Raw genomic sequence first — 17232 nt, forward strand, 5'->3', positions numbered from 1 at the left:
GCGGACAGCATGAGCCAGCCGAGCGGCGCCCGATCCATCGCAGCCGGGTCGCCTGTTTGCCGCTGTCATCTGAATGAAGAGGGTAGCCCCAGAAGACGGTGAAGAGATCGATGCCGAAAGGATCGGCTAGGCGGGATGAGGAGGCCGATCTCGGCATGCGCCTTTTTGTCGGACCGGATATCCGTTGCCGCGCGTCAAAGCCGAGGATACCCATCTGCCGCACCTCGATCCGGCCGTTTGCCATCGTCGAGACGGTGCGGCCCGGCGCATATTCCCCGCAACGCATGACTCTGATACACGGATCACCGAGCGACAGTGCCCCGACCCCACGAGCCGGACATGAGACAATCTTTCCTCGCCTCTATAAGGTTTAAGGTTTTTTTTACCTTATTGCAATTAGTAGCTGCATCATCTGTGACGCCTGGCTTTGCGCAGCAGACGCCGTCGTCGCTGCCGCTGCTTTTTGATGCTCGCGAAAGACTTGCCAAGCCGGACCTTTCGTCACTCGTCCGCCTCCGCTTTCTCACCTCCGTCGACTTCCCGCCTTTCAACTTTACCGATCAGAACGGCAAGCTGGCGGGCTTCAATATCGACCTGGCCCGCGAGATCTGCGATGAATTGGAAGTTGCTGCGAAATGCGAGATCCAGGCACTGCCCTTCGCCGATCTCAAGGAAGCGCTTGCAGCCTCCCAGGGCGATGCCGTCATCGCGGGACTGGCCGTCACCTCGGACTTGCGAAAGCAGTTTACCTTCACCCGTCCCTACCTGATGCTGCCGGCCCGCTTTGTGCGCAATGCGAAGGCAGAAATCAACGGGAATACCTCCGCATCGCTCTCCGGACGTCCGGTCGGCGTCGTCAAGGCGACGGTTCATGAGGCCATGCTTGCCGCCTTTTTTCCGGCAATAAAAGCCGTGCCTTTCGAGAACAAGGAAGCGATGCTTACTGCTCTTAAGGATGGCAAGGTGGATGCCGCCTTTGCCGATGCGCTGCAGCTGTCCTTCTGGGTTTCCTCCCAGGCGTCAGCAAAATGCTGTGCGCTCTTCGACGGCCCTTATCTGTCGGAGCAGTTTCTGGGGGAAGGCATGACGATCATGCTTCGCCAGAACGACGGCGTATTGACCGCAGCGCTGGACCACGCGCTTGCAGCGCTTTCCAGAAACGGCCGCCTGCAGGAAATCTATTTGCGTTATTTCCCTTACGGGCTCTTTTAACCCCTGCGGAAGCGGGCGATCGCACTGCGTTCGATGGCAGCGCAGGTGAGCTTGTCGAGTTCCAGCCTGTCGCGGAGCATGCTGAGCAACCGAAGCTCCTCGGCCTTGACCGAAAGGTCGGCGGAGGCGACTTCGACAGCAAGTGCATAGGCGGTATCGTAGAGCCGCGAAGGCAGCGTGTCCTTCACCGTTTCCAAAACGACATCGAGGCCTTCCGGTCCGGCTAGCAGCGATGCGCAGTCGCGGGCAATCGAAATCAGCTTGTCGTGGTCGAAATCCTTGAAGACCGGCAGAAAGCCGATCAGCTGGCCGATGCGCTCCATTTCCCGGTCGTTCATCGTGCTGTCGACAGCGGATGCCATCACCATCACGTAAATCAGCGCGTCATGGGCGGAAAGCGGCTTGTTCATTCGGTCATTCCCTCTGTTTCGGCAGGAGTTTAGGAATTGCCGTGCGCCATTACAAGGGATCGCTAGATCGGATCGAGAGGATTGTCCGGCGGCGGTCCGGGCGGCAACGTCAGCGGCGCGCCCTTGCGCGGATCCTCGCCATAGACGCCTTTCTTCTCCGCTTTGGCCTTCGCACCGGCTTCGGTCAGTGCCGATCCGGGAGCCGCATCCGCCCAGCCGTTTTCGACGAGCCATTGGGAAAGGTCCTGCGCGCCGATCTTGCAGGAGGCGGTCGCAATACCGGTCCAGTTGGCATCCTCCAGATCGCAGGTGACCGAGCGCAGCCGCAGAAAGAGCCGGAAATTCGTCTTCGCCAGCATGCCGCAAGGCCATTCGTTCCCATCCGGTTCTTTGCAGACTTTGTCGGCCTGTGTCGGAACGATACCGGCAAGGCGCAGCGTCCTGTTTCCGAAGGCGAGAATGCCTGCACTCTCGGCGACCGGCCTCGGCAATGTAGCGGCCCTCTGCGGCTCCGGCTTTGGCTTTTCCGGCCCGGCCGTGGCAACCCGTTCCAGCGGCTTGCCATCCGCCTGCGCTGGATAAAATCGGCTCGCTTCATCAACCGGCCGCGCGCTCATGCTGATCTTTGGATCGGGAAGGGCAAGCGGCGGCTTTAAAGTCTCCTTGGATTCGGCAGTTGTGACGGGTTCTCCGCTCGCGGTTGCCGCCGCGTCCGGTTCGGCAAATCGCTCCCTGCCTGCCGCCAGCATCCCGGCGACGATTGTTATTCCCGCAACAGCTGTCAGAAGTGCTGCAGGCCGCATGGAAGATTTTCCTATTGGCTGGCCCAGATAATGCGCGCGATCCAATCCACATCGGAAAGCTCGATCGTCCGGTTCGGATGTTCGGGATTGAGAGACATCAGTTCGATGGAGCGCGGGCTCTGGCGCAGCAGCACCTTTGCCATCACCTCGCCCTCGTGCGTCTTGACGACGACGCGATCGTTGCGGCGCACCTGCGCGCCCGGCTCGACGATCAGCACGTCACCGTCGCGATAAAGCGGCATCATGCTGTCGCCCTGCACTTCGAGCGCATAGACACCAGCCTTCTGTGAGGGGGCGGCTGGAAATTCCACCACATCCCATCCCTGGCCTGCCGGGAAACCGCCGTCGTCGAAAAAGCCACCCGCACCGGCCTGTGCGAAGCCGAGCAGGGGAATGGAGCTTCCCTGCGGCGGGAATGCGCCGTCCGGCAGCCCGGACAAGCTGATTGCCGGCCGCATGAAGCCCATGAACTGCTCCATGGTGGCGCCTGTCGCTTCGAGTACCTTGGCAATCGATTCCGTCGAAGGCCAGCGCAGGCGGCCATCGGCAGATAGCCGCTTGGATTTGTTGAAGGAGGTGGGGTCGAGACCGGCCCGGCGCGCAAGACCAGACGGCGTCAGGTCATGCCGTTCGGCAAGCCTGTCGATCGCTGCCCAAATCTGCTCGTGTGACAGCATCTTGCCTGATCCTGCGCCCGGTGCCGCTCTCCAATCGGCAGGAAGACTAACGCCAAGCTTTCTCAGAGTAAAGAAAAAAGAGGAATAAAATCCTGTTCTGGAGTCAGGCGACCATCGCCATGTTGATCTTGCCGAGCTGGATGACAGCCTGCGTGCGGCTGTCGACGTTGAGCTTCAGGAGGATGGCCGAGACATGCGCCTTGATCGTCGCTTCGGAAACGCCGAGTTCGTAGGCGATCTGTTTGTTGAGCAGACCTTCGCCGAGCATGGTGAGCACGCGGCTTTGCTGCGGCGTCAGCGTGTGCAGGCGGTGAATGAGATCGGCCACGTCCGGATCCTGTTCATGGCCGTCGCGATAATTCTCCGGCGTCGCAATATCGCCGGCAAGCACCGTCTGGATGCTGCTGCGGATATCTTCGATGCCGGACGATTTGGAAATGAAGCCGGAAGCGCCGAGTTCCAGCGCGCGGCGGATCGTTGTCGCGTCGTCGGTTGCGGAAACGATGACGATCGGCAGGCTGGCGAATTCGGCACGCAGCGCCATCAGCCCGGAAAAGCCGCTGACGCCCGGCATGGCAAGATCGAGCAGCATGATATCCGCGTCCGGATGATCGGTTGCGGCAGCACGCGCGGCCGAGAAATCGCCAGCTTCCACGATCGCGTGCTGCCCCTCCATGCCGGTCACGGCCTGGCGCAGCGCATCCCGGAAAAGCGGATGGTCGTCCGCAATGATGATCGTCTGTTCCTGCATCGAAAACCCCCTCCCAAGAGCTCGATTCCATCCCCTCATGTGCGAGGCTTCGCGCCGCACATGCCTTCCGCTTCATATTACTACATCAAATCAGGTCTTCTGCGGAAGAGGCGCGGACTTTTCTTCCTCCTGGAATTGCTTCACCATGCCCATGAAGCTTTTCATCATTCGCTCCATGATGCTGATCGAGCGGTCGATCTCGGCATCGGTGGGCAGCGCCTTGTTGACGATGCTCTTGTTTTCGAGCGCAGTCACGCGGTCGGAAAGCCTGTCGAGTTCGTCGTCATAAGCTGCGCGTTCGTCCGCCGCCATGCGGCAGACCAGCGAACCGTCCTTTTCCTCGCAAAGCGCCATCGCGCCCGTAAGCTTGTCGAGGCGGACGAAATGGTCGCCGCTGCGCTCGAGCTGAAAGCGCGCCGGGTCCGGCTCGGCGGCGAGCGCTGTCAGCGGCAGAAGAATTGCGGCAATCCCGATTGCGATCGTCTTCATGATTGATCCTCCGGATTTCTGTTGCGGCTATCCTGTTTTTCATGGGGGAGCCGTGGACATCGCCGTTCCTTTCCGGCAAAGCGCTCACCTACAGCATCAGCCATTGCATGAGGCCATCATGAGCGTGACACCCGTCGTTTACAAGATCGTGACCGAGGCTCTCTGGCAAGAAGCCAGGCAAAGCGGCGTTTTTCACGGCGCAGGCATCGACCTTAAGGACAATTTCATTCATCTCTCGACGGAAAAACAGGTGCGGCAGACCGTGGCGCTGTTTTTCGCAGGCCAGCCGGGCCTGCTGCTCGTTGCCATTGATAGCGGCAAACTCGGCGACAAGCTGATCTTCGAACCCTCCAGGGACGGCGATCTTTTCCCGCATCTTTATGCCGAACTGCCGCTTTCGGCAGTTATCTGGGAAAGGCCGCTGCCGCTCGATGATGCCGGACAGCATATCTTCCCGGAACTCCTGTCATGATTGGCGCGTTCAAGCACACTGCCCGCAAGGGGCTCTTCCTCTTCGATCCCGAAACGGCGCACGGCATGTCAATCGCCGCGCTTAAATCCGGCCTAGTTCCCGCCTGCCGTATTTCGCCTGATCCGCGGCTGGTGCAGACGGTCGCCGGCCTGACCTTCGAAAATCCGCTCGGCATGGCGGCCGGTTACGACAAGAATGCCGAAGTGCCGGAGGCCCTCTTGAAGCTCGGTTTCGGCTTTACCGAGATCGGCACGGTGACGCCCAAGCCGCAATCAGGCAATCCGCGCCCGCGCATCTTCCGCCTGGTGGACGACGAAGGAGTTATCAACCGCCTCGGCTTCAACAACGAGGGCCATGACGCCGCCTTCCGGCGTCTGTCGATGATCCGCGGCCAGGGCATTATCGGCGTCAACATCGGCGCCAACAAGGACAGCGAAGACCGCATCGCCGACTATGTGGCAGGCATCCGCCGTTTCTATTCGGTGGCGCGCTATTTCACCGCCAACATCTCCTCGCCGAATACGCCGGGCCTGCGTGACCTGCAGGCACGTGAGAGCCTGGCCGCTCTTCTGTCCGCCGTAATTGCCGCCCGCGATGAAGAGGCCGCGAGATCGGGCCGGAAAATCCCGGTCTTCCTCAAGATTGCGCCCGATCTCACCGAGGAGGGCATGGACGATATCGCCGCCGAAGCGCTCTCCCATGGGCTGGAGGGCCTGATCGTCTCGAACACGACGCTCGCCCGCGACGGTCTGAAGGATCAGCGGCAGGCGAAGGAAGCGGGCGGTCTTTCCGGCAAGCCGCTTTTCGACAAGTCGACCGCGGTTCTCGCGAAAATGCGCAAGCGCGTAGGCGCAGCGCTCCCGATCATCGGCGTCGGCGGCGTCTCCTCGGCGGCGACGGCGCTGGAAAAGATCAGGGCAGGGGCCGATCTGGTGCAGCTTTATTCCGGCATGGTCTATGAGGGCCCGGGTCTTCCGGGCGAGATCGTGCGCGGCCTTTCAAAGCTCCTCGACCGTGAGCAGGTCTCGTCGATCCGCCAACTGCGAGACACGCGCGCTGATCACTGGGCGACCCGGAACGTCTGATAGGCCCGCCGCTTCGCCAGCATGGACAGGAAGAAGCCGCGGAAGAGCTGGAAGGCGTTTTTCGACAGCCATGGCCCGCAAGTGCGGATCAGAATGTCAAGATTGAGCGCGAAGAGTTCCGCCAGCCGATGCTGCGAGAAGATTTCCGCGCGACTTGGCCGATCGGCGGCTTTGAAGCTTCTGAGAACGGGGAAGAGGCCAGCCAGCGCACCGGCCGTCTCGCCCACCATCGTGCCCCAGGCCACGCCGGCCGTTGATCAGCACCTGCAGAAAAAACCCGGTGCCGCCTTGCCAGCGCTCGAGCACCAAACCGAGGATCGCGTCGTTCGCGAGAGTTGCAGGGGCGGCAAGGATCCGGATGGAGAAATAGATGCAGGTCGGCTGCGCGACCGCCGATTCTGGCCCCATGAACTTGAGCCCGGCCGAAAGCAACAGGGATCAGCTTGCGATTGACAGCGACGGCTGCCTTGGGGCCGGGTGCTCGGATCCTTTTCCTTTGAGCTCGGCAAACTAGTCGCCGCCTTCACGGACGTACGGCTTGGATTTTCCAGTTATATTCGCCACCCCGACGGCAATATGGACTTATGCTATCTTTAGCGTGGCAACCTGTGCCTCTGCCTTCGTCAGGGACGACTTTCGCTGCTCGGAACTTACGTTGACCCCGTCGGCAGCGATGACCTCAGGATTGGCGATGCCGATGAAAGCCAGCACGCTCTTCAGATAACTCAGCGTGTGCTCGAAGTTCTCGGCTGGTGAGCCCGGTCCGTAGAAGCCGCCGCGCGCCAACGCTATGATGACGCGCTTGTTGCCCACCAAGCCTTCGGGTCCCTTTTCGGTGTACCGGAAGGTCTTGCCGGGGACCGCGATGCGATCGATCCACGCTTTTAGTTGGCTAGGCACGCTGAGGTTATACTGGGCTACGCCGAGAACGACTGTGTCGGCTGCTAGAAACTCTTCCAGAACGGCTTCGCCAAGCGCAAGGTCGGCCTGAAGTGCGGAATCGTGGTTGGCTTTCAAGCCTCCCCTGACCACGGCGGTGTAGCTGCCCGAGAGATGCGGGATGGGCTGAGCTGCAAGGTCGCGGTAGACCAAATCAACGGTCGGATCGAGGCTCTTGAGCCGTGCGACCACCGCCGCCGAAAGCGCGCGGCTGACGGAGTTTTTGCCGAGAATGCTGGAATCGAGATGCAGAAGGGATGGCATCGATGAACCTCACACATGGGATTAGCAGGGATGAAAATAAACGAGCTAGGCAGTCTCGATCAATCTCAAAGTGAGATAAAAGTCATTTCGACGATATAGTCAAGATGGTATATGGTATTCGCCTACGCCCGCTTTCGATTGCCTCAACGGTGAGAGTGTTAATTTTCAGAACGGCTCGGCCTGCTGGCATCCGCCTACGGGGTGGTTGGCGCGAGTCAAGGCCAAGCCGCAATTGCGCTAATAAGTCAAAACGACTATATAGTCATAACGACCCGGGTGGTTTGCGGAACAGGTTGACGAATGGCGAAGATAAATCTGGAGCGCAGGGCGAAGATCGGGCGCGAAAGGCGGGCGAAGACGCGCGCGCAAATCGTCGAAGCGGGGGCGATGTTGCTTGCGGAAGGCCCCCCCAAGGCCTTCACGGTGGATGCCGTTGCAGAGGCAGCAGGGGTCGCCAAGGGGACTTTTTACTATCACTTCCAGAACATTGAGGAGTTGGTTGCTGCGGTAAGTGTGCAACTCGGCCAGAGCTTCGACGACGTGCTGACGCCCGCCCGGACCAAGCTGCGGGACCCGATCGCGCGCCTGTCCTTCGCCTTCACGCAATCGCTGGAAAAAGCGATTTCAGACACCGGCTGGGCGCGGCTGGTAGTTCAGACGTCGAAAACCCCGAACGAGTTCGGCCGCAGTGTTCGCGACAATCTCAAAGCCGAGATTGCCGAGGCGATTGCCCAAGGGCGTGTGACAGTGCAGGACCCGGAACTGGCTGCCGACATTTTCGTGGGAATTTGGCTGCAGGTGACACGTGGCATTCTCGAGCGAGTCGCCCCACCTGACTTGTCCAACCTGGCTCTGGAGGCGGCACTTCGGGCCATCGGGAGTGCCAAACTTAAGAGCCGGAGTCTATGAGGAATCTGGTGAAGCTGTTCGTGTCGGCATGATGGAGCACGGACTATGCTACCCGCCCACCGGGTTTGCCCTCGCAAAACTCCGAAAACGCGAAGTTTGCACCGTATATTCGTTACTTCGTCGAGCTTCCAGAAGACCTTTCCAACATAGGAGCGGCTGGTAAGCGCACAAGCACCGACTTTGCCTCCTGAGCATTGAGGCCGATCGCGCGCAGCATCGCGCCGATGGCCGCGTCACGGTCGAGCGAGGACAGCCTGCCTTCGCCGAGTGCACGCAAGATCTGGAGCATGATCCCGACGACAATCTCCAGTTTCAGCTCCGCAGACACTCCGTCGTCCGGCAACGCCTTCGAGAACTGCTGCAGGTCTTCAAAGAGGCGGAGGCGGGCCATCTCGCCACCCTTCGGAGCTACCGCCGCCAGTCTTGCGACAACACTGGCCCATCGAGGGTCGTTGAGAGCCTTGTCGATGAATGAACAGCACCCGAAGGCAATCCTTAGAGCAGGCTCGGCGAGGGAGACCCGGCCCGGCTGCAGCAGTTCGTCGAAGGAATGCACCAGTTCCTCGGCAACCGCTGCGGTCACTGCCTCTAGGCTGTCGAAATGAACGTAGAAGGTTCCCTTGGCGACGCCGGCCTCCTTAACGACGTCATCCACTGTAACCGATTCCACCGCCTGCCTAGCAAACAGCGAATTGGCAGCAGCAACAAGCTGCGCGCGAGTTCTCGCGCGCTTTTCGCGCCCGATTTCGGCGCGTCGGATCGGATTGATTTTGGCCATTGTACAGACAACCTTAAACTGGATCATGCAAATAGGTCATATTGACCAGAATGTCCAGTTACGAACCGATGCGCCGCTTTGAGCCATTCCCGGCGCCGTCTACGCAAACGCACTCCGTCACGCGTTCCATCCGCGACCGACCATCATTCGAAGAAGCATGCAGGTGGCAGGCTGGTCCGTGAGAGCTTCGGCCACACATTTTTTGCATCGCACAAATGCAGAGTTCATATTGACAATATAGTCGAATTGACGTATTAGTCAGATTGACATGGAAGCCCACTCAACATGCCGGGCTTCCTTATGATCAAACCCCTACAACCTCGATCTTTTCGAGCGGAGGCTTTCATGCGCCCGTCATCCGGTCAGTTCCTTTGTGTCTGTGTTGCCAGCCTTTGTCTCTCTGGCCGTTGCGAAGTCGGCGGACTTGCAGTGGCGGCCACGCTCACCCTGGTCTTCCTACCGGCCTTCTACGTCGCCGTGAATCACTTCCGGGAGACGGGCGAGCCGGCGACAGATCCGGGTCCGCTCGCGGCGCCTTTTCTCGCACTCCTGCACTGAGGGAGCAGAGCCATGCCGGAGATCCCAACGTCTCTCCTTGACCGCTTTCTTCGATCGGATGCCCCGATCTACGCAGCGCCAAGTGAGAACAAGCGCGACTATGTAGACAAGATGCTGCTTGCCGCGTTGCAGGAAGCGCAAGTGACGGCGCGCTCCTATGACACAAAAGCGCAGATCGTTGGCGCCGGCTATATCCTGGCGCTCAATCTGGTGCTGCACTTCGGCGATCTCCTGCCGACACGTGCACCGCTCGGCCCCCTGTTCTACGCCGTGGTCTGGGGTGTCGTCATTCTGCCGATCCTGCAGTTCGGGCACGTGCTCTATCCGAGCCGGACCCGCGCAGAAAAGGAACTGCTCGCAAAAACGTCCCCTGCTTCCCATCAGCGCGTCTACTATGTCGACCCTGACACTTTCACCGATCTCCAAGATTTCGTCCAACAGGCCCTGAGGTCCGACTGGACCTCGGTGCTCGGCGCCGAATTGCTCAAGACATCTCGCGTCAGGATCATCAAGCAATTGCGCTTTCGGCGGGGCCTTATGATGGCCGTCGTGTCTTTCATCGTCCTCGGAGGCGAGCAATTTTTTCGAAGCCTCACCATCGCCTGACAAGGAGCGGCAGGCGGGGACGAGCATCTGCGGTGATGGGTCCCCGCGTGGCTCAGGATCGATGACACGAGCTATGGTGAATTCATCATCTTGCCAAGCATAATGTTACTCCCGAGGGGCATTGCAATCAGAACAGGTCGGCGTCGAGCGCCATGATGTCGGAAGCGCCGGCACGGATCGCCGCATCGAGGGCCGCAGTCTGGGGCAGCAGGCGGGCTGCGAAGAAGCGGCCAAGGGCGAGCTTGCGTTGCTTCAGCGAGGTGGTCGCATCGGCGGATGCTGCAGCCTTTGAAGCCATGCGCACCCACAGCCAACCGAACGAAACGAGCGCGAAAAAGCGCAGGTAGTCGGTGGCGCTCGCTCCGGCCTCCACCGGATCGCCTCCCTTGGCCAGGAGGTCCTCCGTCAGTTTTTCAAGGCGGACCAGGGCCTCGCCGACGGCGGCCCTCACCGCATCCAGTCCTGCCGGCCCCGCGGTGGCCGCCAGCTCCTCTCGGACCAGCGCGAAGAAGCGGCGCGCCACGTCGCCATTTTCCATCGGCAGCTTGCGTCCGACGAGATCCATGGCCTGCACGCCATTGGTTCCCTCGTAAATCTGGGTGATGCGTGCATCGCGCACATATTGCTCCATACCCCATTCGCAGATATAGCCATGACCGCCGAAGACCTGCTGCGACATGACGGCGATCTCGAAACCGAAATCGGTGAAGGCGGCCTTCACAACCGGCGTCAGCAGGGCGACGAAGCCGTCCGCCTTGCGGCGCTCTTCCTGGTCCGGATGGCGTGCCGCGATGTCCATCTGCAGAGCGGTCCAGACGGCAAGGGCGCGGCCCGCGTCGGTGAGCGCCCGGCCGGTAAGTAGCATCTTGCGCACGTCGGCATGTTCGATGATAGGCACGGGGCCGCGGGTACCATCGGCCGAGCGGCCCTGCAGGCGTTCGCGGGCATAGGCGACGGCCTTCTGGTTGGCGGCTTCGCCGATGCCGAGACCCTGGATGCCGACGAACAGACGTTCGGCGTTCATCATCGTGAACATGGCGTTGAGGCCACGGCCGGGTTCGCCGACCAGCCAGCCGATCGCGCCGTCATAGTTCATCACACACGTCGGCTGGGCGTGAATGCCCATCTTGTGCTCCAGCGAGCCGACCGACATACGGTTGCGTTCACCAAGCGAGCCTTCGTCGTTGACGAGGAACTTCGGCGAGAGGAACAGGCTGATGCCCTTCACGCCCTTCGGCGCATCGGGAAGGCGTGCCAGCACCAGATGAACGATGTTGCCGCCGAAATCCTGATCGCCGGAGGAGATGAAAATTTTGGTGCCCTTGAGCGCGTAAGACCCGTCGCCGATCGGCGCGGCACGGGTGGTGAGCAGTCCGAGGTCGGTGCCGGCCGAGGATTCTGTGAGCGCCATGGCACCCGTCCATTCGCCCGAAATCATCTTCGGCAGGTACTTCTGCTTCAGTTCATCGCTCCCGTGGTGGGCAATCGCCTCGACCGCGCCGCGGGTGAGGCCCGGGAACAGGCCGAAGGAGAGGTTCGCGGAAGACAGCATCTCGTCGAGCAGGATCTGCAGCACGCGCGGCAGGCCCTGACCGCCGAAGTCGGGATCGCCCGAGAGCCCGCCCCAGCCGGCCTCGACAAAGGCCTTGTAGGCATCGGAGAAGCCTTTTGGCGTCGTCACCAGCCCGTTTTCAAGCCGGCAACCTTCCTCGTCGCCGGGGCGATTGAGCGGTTCGAGCACCTCGGCGCAGAACTTGCCGCCTTCCTGGAGAACGCTGGTTGCGAGCTCGGTGTTGACCTCTTCGCAGCCCGGAAGGGCCACCATTTGCGCGTCGAAGTCGAAGACCTCGCCGAGCAGGAACGTGACATCGTCAACGGGGGGGATATAGCCAACCATGGGATTTCCTTGCCTTTGGTTCAGTTGCGCAGCGGCTTGCCAGCCGCCAGCATGTGCTTGACGCGATCGACAGTTGCCGGCGTTGCGAGCAGTTCAATGAAGGCTTGTCGCTCCAGCGCGATGACCTGGTCTTCGGTAAGCGGCTGCAGCGGATCGGCGGATGGCCCGCCGGTCAGCACGTTGGCGAGCGCGCGTCCCACTACGCCGTCATGGGCTGTGGCGCGTCCGGCCAGGGCCTCACCGTCGATGATGTTGCCGATCGCGGAGGCCCCGGAGGATCCCGACGTGACGATCAACGGCTGTTCCGGCGCGACATAGTTTTTCACAAGCGCCAGCGCCTTAGCCTTGGCGTCGGCGATCAGTCGACTGCGGTTCATGGTGATGTCGTCCGAGGCCTGCAGGAAGCCGAGGTTGCGGGCCTCGAACGCGCTGGTCGAAACCTTGCCCGGAGCGATCAGGTTGAAGGCCGCGATCGCCGGAGCCACAGGCCCGCGCAGCGCGGCAGCCGAAGACGAGAGCCGTATCATCATCTCCTTGCAACCGCCCCAACCGGGGATGGCGCCGATGCCGGTCTCGACGAGCCCCATCGAAAGCTCGGCATGAGCCTGGATGGCGTCGCAATGGAGCAGCAGTTCGCAGCCGCCGCCGAGCGCCAGGCCCGATGCTGCCCCGACGACGGGGAAGGGAGCGTACTTGATCGCCTTGAAGGTGCTGTGCCCATGGTCGATGAAAGCGCCCAGCGCCTCGCTGCCACCCTTTTCAACGGTATCGAGGAACACGCGCAGGTCTGCGCCGACGCCAAAGTTGGGTGAATCGCTGCCGATCACCAGGGCTTTGAAATCGCTGCGGCAGCGTTCCACCGCCTTGTCGATCGCATCGAGCAGGGCAGGGTTGAAGGTGTTCATCTTGGTGCGGATTTCGAGGCAGGCGACGCCGTCGCCGAGATCCCAGAGGTTCGCGACCTCCAAGGCTTCCACCGACTTCCTGGCAAGCCGGTGGTCGGAGAGCACCAGCACGCCCTCGCTCTGCGTCACCGGCTCGATGGCACCGTTTGGTAGCAGGTATGAGCGGCGGCCGTTAACGACCGAATAGAAGCCGCTCGTTTCGGCGGCGAGGGCCAGATAGGGCGGAACCACCAAGCCTCGAGCCTCGAGCCGTGCCTTCAGCCAGCCGGCGCCGAGGCGGTCGATCAGTTCGAATGGACCCTGTTTCCAGCCGTAACCGGTGCGCATGGCTTCGTCGACGGCGTCCGGCGTGTCGGCGATGACCGGCGCCAGCGAGGCGGCATAGGCGAGCGACTTCTCCATGACGATGGCGGCATAGCGGCCGCCTGGACCGGGGTGGTTCATCAGCGCGCGCGGGTCGCCGCCGGAAGCGTCGAGGCTCTCGGAGGATACCGGCCTTTGGGGGCGGTATTCGCCGGTCGCGAGGTCGGTCACCTCGCGCGACTTGCGGTCCGGCGAAAGGCGCACGAAGCCGCCGCCGCTTTTGCGGCCGAGACGGTTTTCGGCGATCATGCGGGCAACCAGCGGCGGCTCCGCATCATAGTCCCTGACTGCATCGCCGGCCGGCGTGGCGTTCTGCAGGCTCCGCAGGATGGTCGGCATCAGGTCGATGCCGACGAGATCCAAGAGGCCAAAAATTCCGGTCGAGGGAATGCCGAACGGCTTGCCGATGATGGCGTCCGCCTCTTCGACGTCAAGGCCGAGACCTATTGCCTCGTTCTGCGCGACCACCATCCAGTAATTGCCGATGCGGTTGCCAATGAAGCCGGGGGTGTCCTGGCAGACGACGACGCTCTTGCCGAGCGCGCGGTCGGCGAAGTCGCGGATGGTTGCTGTGACCTCGGGTTTTGTTGCCTTTCCCGATACCAGCTCCAGGAGCCGCATGATCCGCGGCGGGTTGAAGAAATGGGTGATGAGGAAGTCGGCGGCGAAGCCCTCCGGCAGGCCGTCGGTCAATGCCTGGAGTGGGATGGTCGAGGTATTGGAGGAGACGATCGAGCCGATCTTCCGCACGCCGTCCACAGCGCGGTAGAGGATTTGTTTGGTCTCCAGCGTTTCAGCGATCGCCTCGATGATCCAGTCGGCATCGGAAAGGAGCGCCAGACCGTCCGTTGTCGAGCCGGTGCCGATCCGTTGCGAGAAGGCCGGATCCATGAAGCCGCCGGTCTTGAGCTGGCGGGCAACGCCGTCGTCTGCGAACTTCTTCTCCATGTCGAGCAGGACGACGTCGAGCCCTGCATTAGCGAGATGGGCGGCAATGCCCGAGCCCATGACGCCGGCGCCGATGACGGCTGCCTTCTTGATCGTGCTCATGGTCATGCCACCTCCAGAACCATGGCGATGCCCTGACCGCCTCCGATGCACTGAGTGGCGAGCGCATGACGTCCGCCGTCGCGCTTGAGAAGCTGCGACGCCTTGCCGACGAGGCGCGCGCCGGTCGCGCCCAGCGGATGGCCGAGAGCGATGGCGCCGCCGTCACGGTTGAGACGGGTCGGGTCGAGGTCGAGGTCGCGGCAGCAGGCGAGCACCTGCACGGCAAAGGCCTCGTTCATTTCAATGACGTCGAGGTCGGCTGAGGAAATGCCGGCACGCTCCAGCGCCTTGCGACTCGCCTCGACCGGGCCGATACCCATGATCTCCGGCGCGCATCCGGCGATCGCATAGCCGGCAACGCGGGCAAGCGGGGCGAGGTTGTGGCGCTTCACGAAGGCTTCCGAGCAGACGAGCGTGGCGGATGCACCGTCGGTCAGGGGCGAGGAATTGCCGGCGGTCACGGAGCCGCCTGCCTTGAACGCCGTCTTGAGGCCCGCGAGTTTTTCCGCGTCCGTCGCGCGCGGGCAGCCGTCGGCGGTTACGTCGCCGACGGCTGCAATCTCGGCGGCCAAACGGCCGTCGGCGCGGGCGGCGAGCGCCTTCTTGTGGCTTTCGAGCGAATAGGCGTCCTGCTCCGCGCGCGAGATGCCGTAGCGGTCAGCGAGGTTTTCGGCGGTGAGCCCCATGTTGAGGAAGGCGGTGCGCTGCGTGTCGCTCCACCCCGGGTTCGGCATGGGGTTGAAGCCCATCATCGGCACGCGGCTCATGTTTTCGACGCCGCCGGCAATAAATGCGTCGCCAGCACGCATCGCAATCGCGCCGGCCGCCATCTGGATCGCCTGCATGGAGGAACCGCACCAGCGGTTGACCGTGGACCCACCGACCGACTGCGGCAGGCCGGCGATCAGAACCGCGCAGCGGGCGATGTTGAGGCCCTGTTCGCCTTCCGGAAAGGCGCAGCCAAGGTTCACGTCCTCGATTTCTGACGGATCGATGCCGGAGCGGCCGATCAGCGTCTTGATCACACCGGCGACGACGTCGTCCGGACGTGCACTCGCAAGCGCACCGCGATAGGCGGGCGTGAAGGGGCTGCGCAGGTAGTCGACAATGTAGATTGCGGTCATGACTCTCTTCCTGTGCGTGACGGTCTCGTCACATGTTGGGATAGTTGGGGCCGCCGCCTTCGGACGGGACCCAGGTGATGTCCTGCGACAGATCCGTGATGTCGCAGGTCTTGCTTCCCGCGTTGGTCACGAAGCGCGGGCCGGTCCCCACCTGCTCGTCCTCATAGACGTCCGCCGGACAGTAGAGCCGCGCCGGCTCGCCATAAAGCGGCAGGTTGCGTTCGGGGGGAACGGAGGGATCGTTCAGGCGCAAAATGAACCGGCTGGTCCTCGATGAAGGGGAAATACCGAAAAGCGTCTGCAGCCACATGTCGATGCCCCCGAGCCCGACCCCGCGCACCGTGCCGGAGCGCGACCAGAGCGGCTTGACGTTGCGCACCGGCTTCTGGTCGCGGCCTATGGCGGAGGTGCCAGCCGGCCTCATGGGCTTCGATTATCGTCGCTGCGTCCCTTGGCCAGTGCGTCGAAGATGGCGTCAGCCATATCTCTCAACCTTTCCTCCTCCAGTCGACCACAGCATTCGTCCTTGGCGCGCAGGATATCGGGCGTTTCCAGCTCGATGTATCCCAGCTTGAACACTCTCGGGGCGAATTGTTTCTGCATAGTTTGCTTCGTTCATGTTTGGCGCCCGTCGGGGCACAGGGTTATGGCCATTCGGGCGGCATGGAATGCTGCAGATATTCGCTCCCAAGCAGAAGCCAAGGTAGGCAACGCGAACTGCGTTTCCGGCAGCGAGGGTTAAAACGAATACCCCACTTTGACGGCGGCGCTGACCAGATCGTTGTCCGTGAAAGTTCCGAACGAACCCGAAGCATCCCCGAACTGGCGGTAGCTGATGGCGGTGGTTATTTTCACCTGATCCTTCGTGTAGATCGCGCCAAGCGTGGCGCCCCACAAGCCGTCAGTCGCGTCGAGCGGCCCGTCAGCCGATACGTCAGTTGAGGGCTCGTATGTCAGAGTTGTGAATCCCGACCATTGTTCGCTGAACATGTGCGCTACGCCGAGCGTGTAGGTCGTCGTGTCGTTGAAGTGGACGAGCGATCCCAAAGGATAGCCCGGCGGATTGATCTTGTGTTCGCTCCAATCGGCCCAGCGAACCGTCGCGAAGAGCAAGGTGGAAAGACTGATCGGAGCCTGGAGATGAACGTTGACCGATTGCGGGGTCTCGACATCCGTGGTCCCTTGATAGGCGCCTGAGGTGTCGAAATCGTAGTCGATCGCGGAATTGTATGTGACTGCGACCCGGACATGGCTCTCCGGGATTTCAAAGGCCGCCCCGACCACGTAGCCCGCCGCCCAGGTGTCGTCAAAAGTGACGTTGCCAAAACCGGCGGGCACGCCGCCTACGAAAACTGAAACATCGGTGTCGCCGCCCATACGTTGCAGTCTGGGTCCGCCGAAGACACTGAAACGTTCTGTGAGCTTGTAACGCAGCAAACCTGTGACTGCGATCGATTCAACCTTTCCAGACAGGCCGGACAGCGGCCCGCTATCGTAGTCGAGGCTGCGCCCATAAGGATTGTCTACGATGACCGCTCCTGAGAATTGTTCGTTGATATCGGCCTTGAAGGCGCCATTGTAGAATGGAACCGTGGGCGCCGTATCCCCCGAAGCAAACGGGGGGCCGACGGCAATGATCTGCCCCCCCACGTTCGGACTGCCAAGGCCGAGTCCGAATTCGACGTAGCGTCCCGTCTCGAAAAGGGCTTCATTCGGCTGCCCCAGAAGATCGAAGCCTCCTCCCGTCGCCGGTGTGACGAAAAGACAGCTGAAAAATCCTGTCAACAAATTAATAGTTCTCATGCGGGTCTCCCTCCTCCGAGACGTCTCGCCTTGCCAAAGCCCAAGCAAATGGGCATTTCTCACTTTGCCTGCAGCATCGGCGCCTTGCCTCCAACCAGCTGACCGCTCCAGATCAAGGGGCTAGACCAGGAGGCGAC

General features: G+C 61.7%; 19 protein-coding genes and 1 pseudogene. 6 read left to right on the forward strand and 14 right to left on the reverse strand.

From position 1 onward, the window contains the following. Positions 1-339: 339 nt before the first annotated feature. Positions 340-1212: a transporter substrate-binding domain-containing protein gene (locus ISN39_RS00810; RefSeq protein ID WP_194728850.1), complete on the forward strand. Its 873-nt coding sequence runs from the start codon at positions 340-342 to the stop codon at positions 1210-1212. Here the strand turns inward: ISN39_RS00810 and ISN39_RS00815 are convergent. The 5 genes from ISN39_RS00815 to ISN39_RS00835 all read right to left on the reverse strand — a co-directional run bounded on the left by ISN39_RS00815 (position 1209) and on the right by ISN39_RS00835 (position 4342). Then, positions 1209-1622, reverse strand: coding sequence for a tellurite resistance TerB family protein (locus ISN39_RS00815; RefSeq protein WP_074066554.1), 414 nt, complete (start codon positions 1620-1622; stop codon positions 1209-1211). The genes ISN39_RS00810 and ISN39_RS00815 overlap by 4 nt on opposite strands. Positions 1623-1684: 62 nt before the next feature. Next, positions 1685-2425, reverse strand: coding sequence for a thermonuclease family protein (locus ISN39_RS00820; RefSeq protein ID WP_194728851.1), 741 nt, complete (start codon positions 2423-2425; stop codon positions 1685-1687). Positions 2426-2436: 11 nt separating this feature from the next. Next, positions 2437-3102, reverse strand: coding sequence for a helix-turn-helix transcriptional regulator (locus tag ISN39_RS00825; protein WP_194728852.1), 666 nt, complete (start codon positions 3100-3102; stop codon positions 2437-2439). Between the two features lie 103 nt (positions 3103-3205). Continuing rightward, a complete protein-coding gene (locus ISN39_RS00830) occupies positions 3206-3853 on the reverse strand; it encodes a response regulator transcription factor (RefSeq protein ID WP_194728853.1) in 648 nt (215 codons plus the stop codon). 90 nt (positions 3854-3943) lie between these two features. Next, positions 3944-4342 carry a hypothetical protein gene (locus ISN39_RS00835; protein WP_194728854.1) on the reverse strand — a complete coding sequence of 133 codons (399 nt, stop codon included), beginning with the start codon at positions 4340-4342 and terminating at the stop codon, positions 3944-3946. A gap of 118 nt (positions 4343-4460) precedes the next feature. Here ISN39_RS00835 and ISN39_RS00840 point away from each other — a divergent pair, with 118 nt between their 5' ends. Together ISN39_RS00840 and ISN39_RS00845 are read left to right on the forward strand one after the other, a co-directional pair. Continuing rightward, positions 4461-4814 carry a DUF952 domain-containing protein gene (locus tag ISN39_RS00840; protein ID WP_194728855.1) on the forward strand — a complete coding sequence of 118 codons (354 nt, stop codon included), beginning with the start codon at positions 4461-4463 and terminating at the stop codon, positions 4812-4814. Continuing rightward, a complete protein-coding gene (locus ISN39_RS00845) occupies positions 4811-5899 on the forward strand; it encodes a quinone-dependent dihydroorotate dehydrogenase (RefSeq protein WP_194728856.1) in 1089 nt (362 codons plus the stop codon). The genes ISN39_RS00840 and ISN39_RS00845 overlap by 4 nt, the downstream gene beginning before the upstream one ends. Positions 5900-5979: 80 nt before the next feature. On the opposite strand, the pseudogene ISN39_RS00850 reads toward ISN39_RS00845, so the two are convergent. Next, positions 5980-6334: pseudogene (locus ISN39_RS00850) on the reverse strand (MATE family efflux transporter); the annotation flags it as partial. A 147-nt stretch (positions 6335-6481) separates the two neighbouring features. After that, complete coding sequence (locus tag ISN39_RS00855; RefSeq protein WP_194728857.1) at positions 6482-7102, reverse strand: FMN-dependent NADH-azoreductase; 621 nt, start codon at positions 7100-7102, stop codon at positions 6482-6484. A 300-nt stretch (positions 7103-7402) separates the two neighbouring features. Between ISN39_RS00855 and ISN39_RS00860 the strand changes: the two genes are divergently transcribed. Continuing rightward, positions 7403-8011: a TetR/AcrR family transcriptional regulator gene (locus ISN39_RS00860; protein ID WP_194728858.1), complete on the forward strand. Its 609-nt coding sequence runs from the start codon at positions 7403-7405 to the stop codon at positions 8009-8011. Positions 8012-8123: 112 nt separating this feature from the next. Here ISN39_RS00860 and ISN39_RS00865 read toward each other — a convergent pair whose 3' ends face one another. After that, positions 8124-8789, reverse strand: coding sequence for a TetR/AcrR family transcriptional regulator (locus tag ISN39_RS00865; RefSeq protein ID WP_194728859.1), 666 nt, complete (start codon positions 8787-8789; stop codon positions 8124-8126). A gap of 345 nt (positions 8790-9134) precedes the next feature. Between ISN39_RS00865 and ISN39_RS00870 the strand changes: the two genes are divergently transcribed. Next, on the forward strand, positions 9135-9347 hold the full coding sequence (locus ISN39_RS00870) for a hypothetical protein (protein ID WP_194728860.1): 213 nt from the start codon (positions 9135-9137) through the stop codon (positions 9345-9347). A 12-nt stretch (positions 9348-9359) separates the two neighbouring features. Further along, the gene (locus ISN39_RS00875) at positions 9360-9953 is read left to right on the forward strand and encodes a hypothetical protein (RefSeq protein WP_194728861.1); all 594 of its coding nucleotides are present in this window, start codon (positions 9360-9362) and stop codon (positions 9951-9953) included. Positions 9954-10080: 127 nt separating this feature from the next. On the opposite strand, the gene ISN39_RS00880 is transcribed toward ISN39_RS00875, so the two are convergent. The 6 genes from ISN39_RS00880 to ISN39_RS00900 form a co-directional block, all read right to left on the reverse strand. Then, complete coding sequence (locus ISN39_RS00880; RefSeq protein WP_194728862.1) at positions 10081-11850, reverse strand: acyl-CoA dehydrogenase C-terminal domain-containing protein; 1770 nt, start codon at positions 11848-11850, stop codon at positions 10081-10083. 20 nt (positions 11851-11870) lie between these two features. Next, a complete protein-coding gene (locus tag ISN39_RS00885) occupies positions 11871-14168 on the reverse strand; it encodes a 3-hydroxyacyl-CoA dehydrogenase/enoyl-CoA hydratase family protein (protein ID WP_194730066.1) in 2298 nt (765 codons plus the stop codon). Between the two features lie 2 nt (positions 14169-14170). Next, positions 14171-15292 carry a thiolase family protein gene (locus tag ISN39_RS00890; RefSeq protein WP_194728863.1) on the reverse strand — a complete coding sequence of 374 codons (1122 nt, stop codon included), beginning with the start codon at positions 15290-15292 and terminating at the stop codon, positions 14171-14173. Positions 15293-15320: 28 nt separating this feature from the next. After that, on the reverse strand, positions 15321-15716 hold the full coding sequence (locus ISN39_RS00895; RefSeq protein WP_348651963.1) for a 4Fe-4S dicluster domain-containing protein: 396 nt from the start codon (positions 15714-15716) through the stop codon (positions 15321-15323). After that, on the reverse strand, positions 15713-15895 hold the full coding sequence (locus ISN39_RS37830; RefSeq protein ID WP_348651964.1) for a hypothetical protein: 183 nt from the start codon (positions 15893-15895) through the stop codon (positions 15713-15715). Before ISN39_RS37830 ends, ISN39_RS00895 begins: the two co-directional genes overlap by 4 nt. A gap of 135 nt (positions 15896-16030) precedes the next feature. Beyond that, entirely contained in the window at positions 16031-17095 is a 1065-nt protein-coding gene (locus ISN39_RS00900) for an outer membrane protein transport protein (RefSeq protein WP_194728864.1), read from the reverse strand. Positions 17096-17232 lie beyond the last annotated feature (137 nt).

It is taken from the genome of Rhizobium sp. 007, from assembly GCF_015353075.1.
Lineage (GTDB): Bacteria > Pseudomonadota > Alphaproteobacteria > Rhizobiales > Rhizobiaceae > Rhizobium.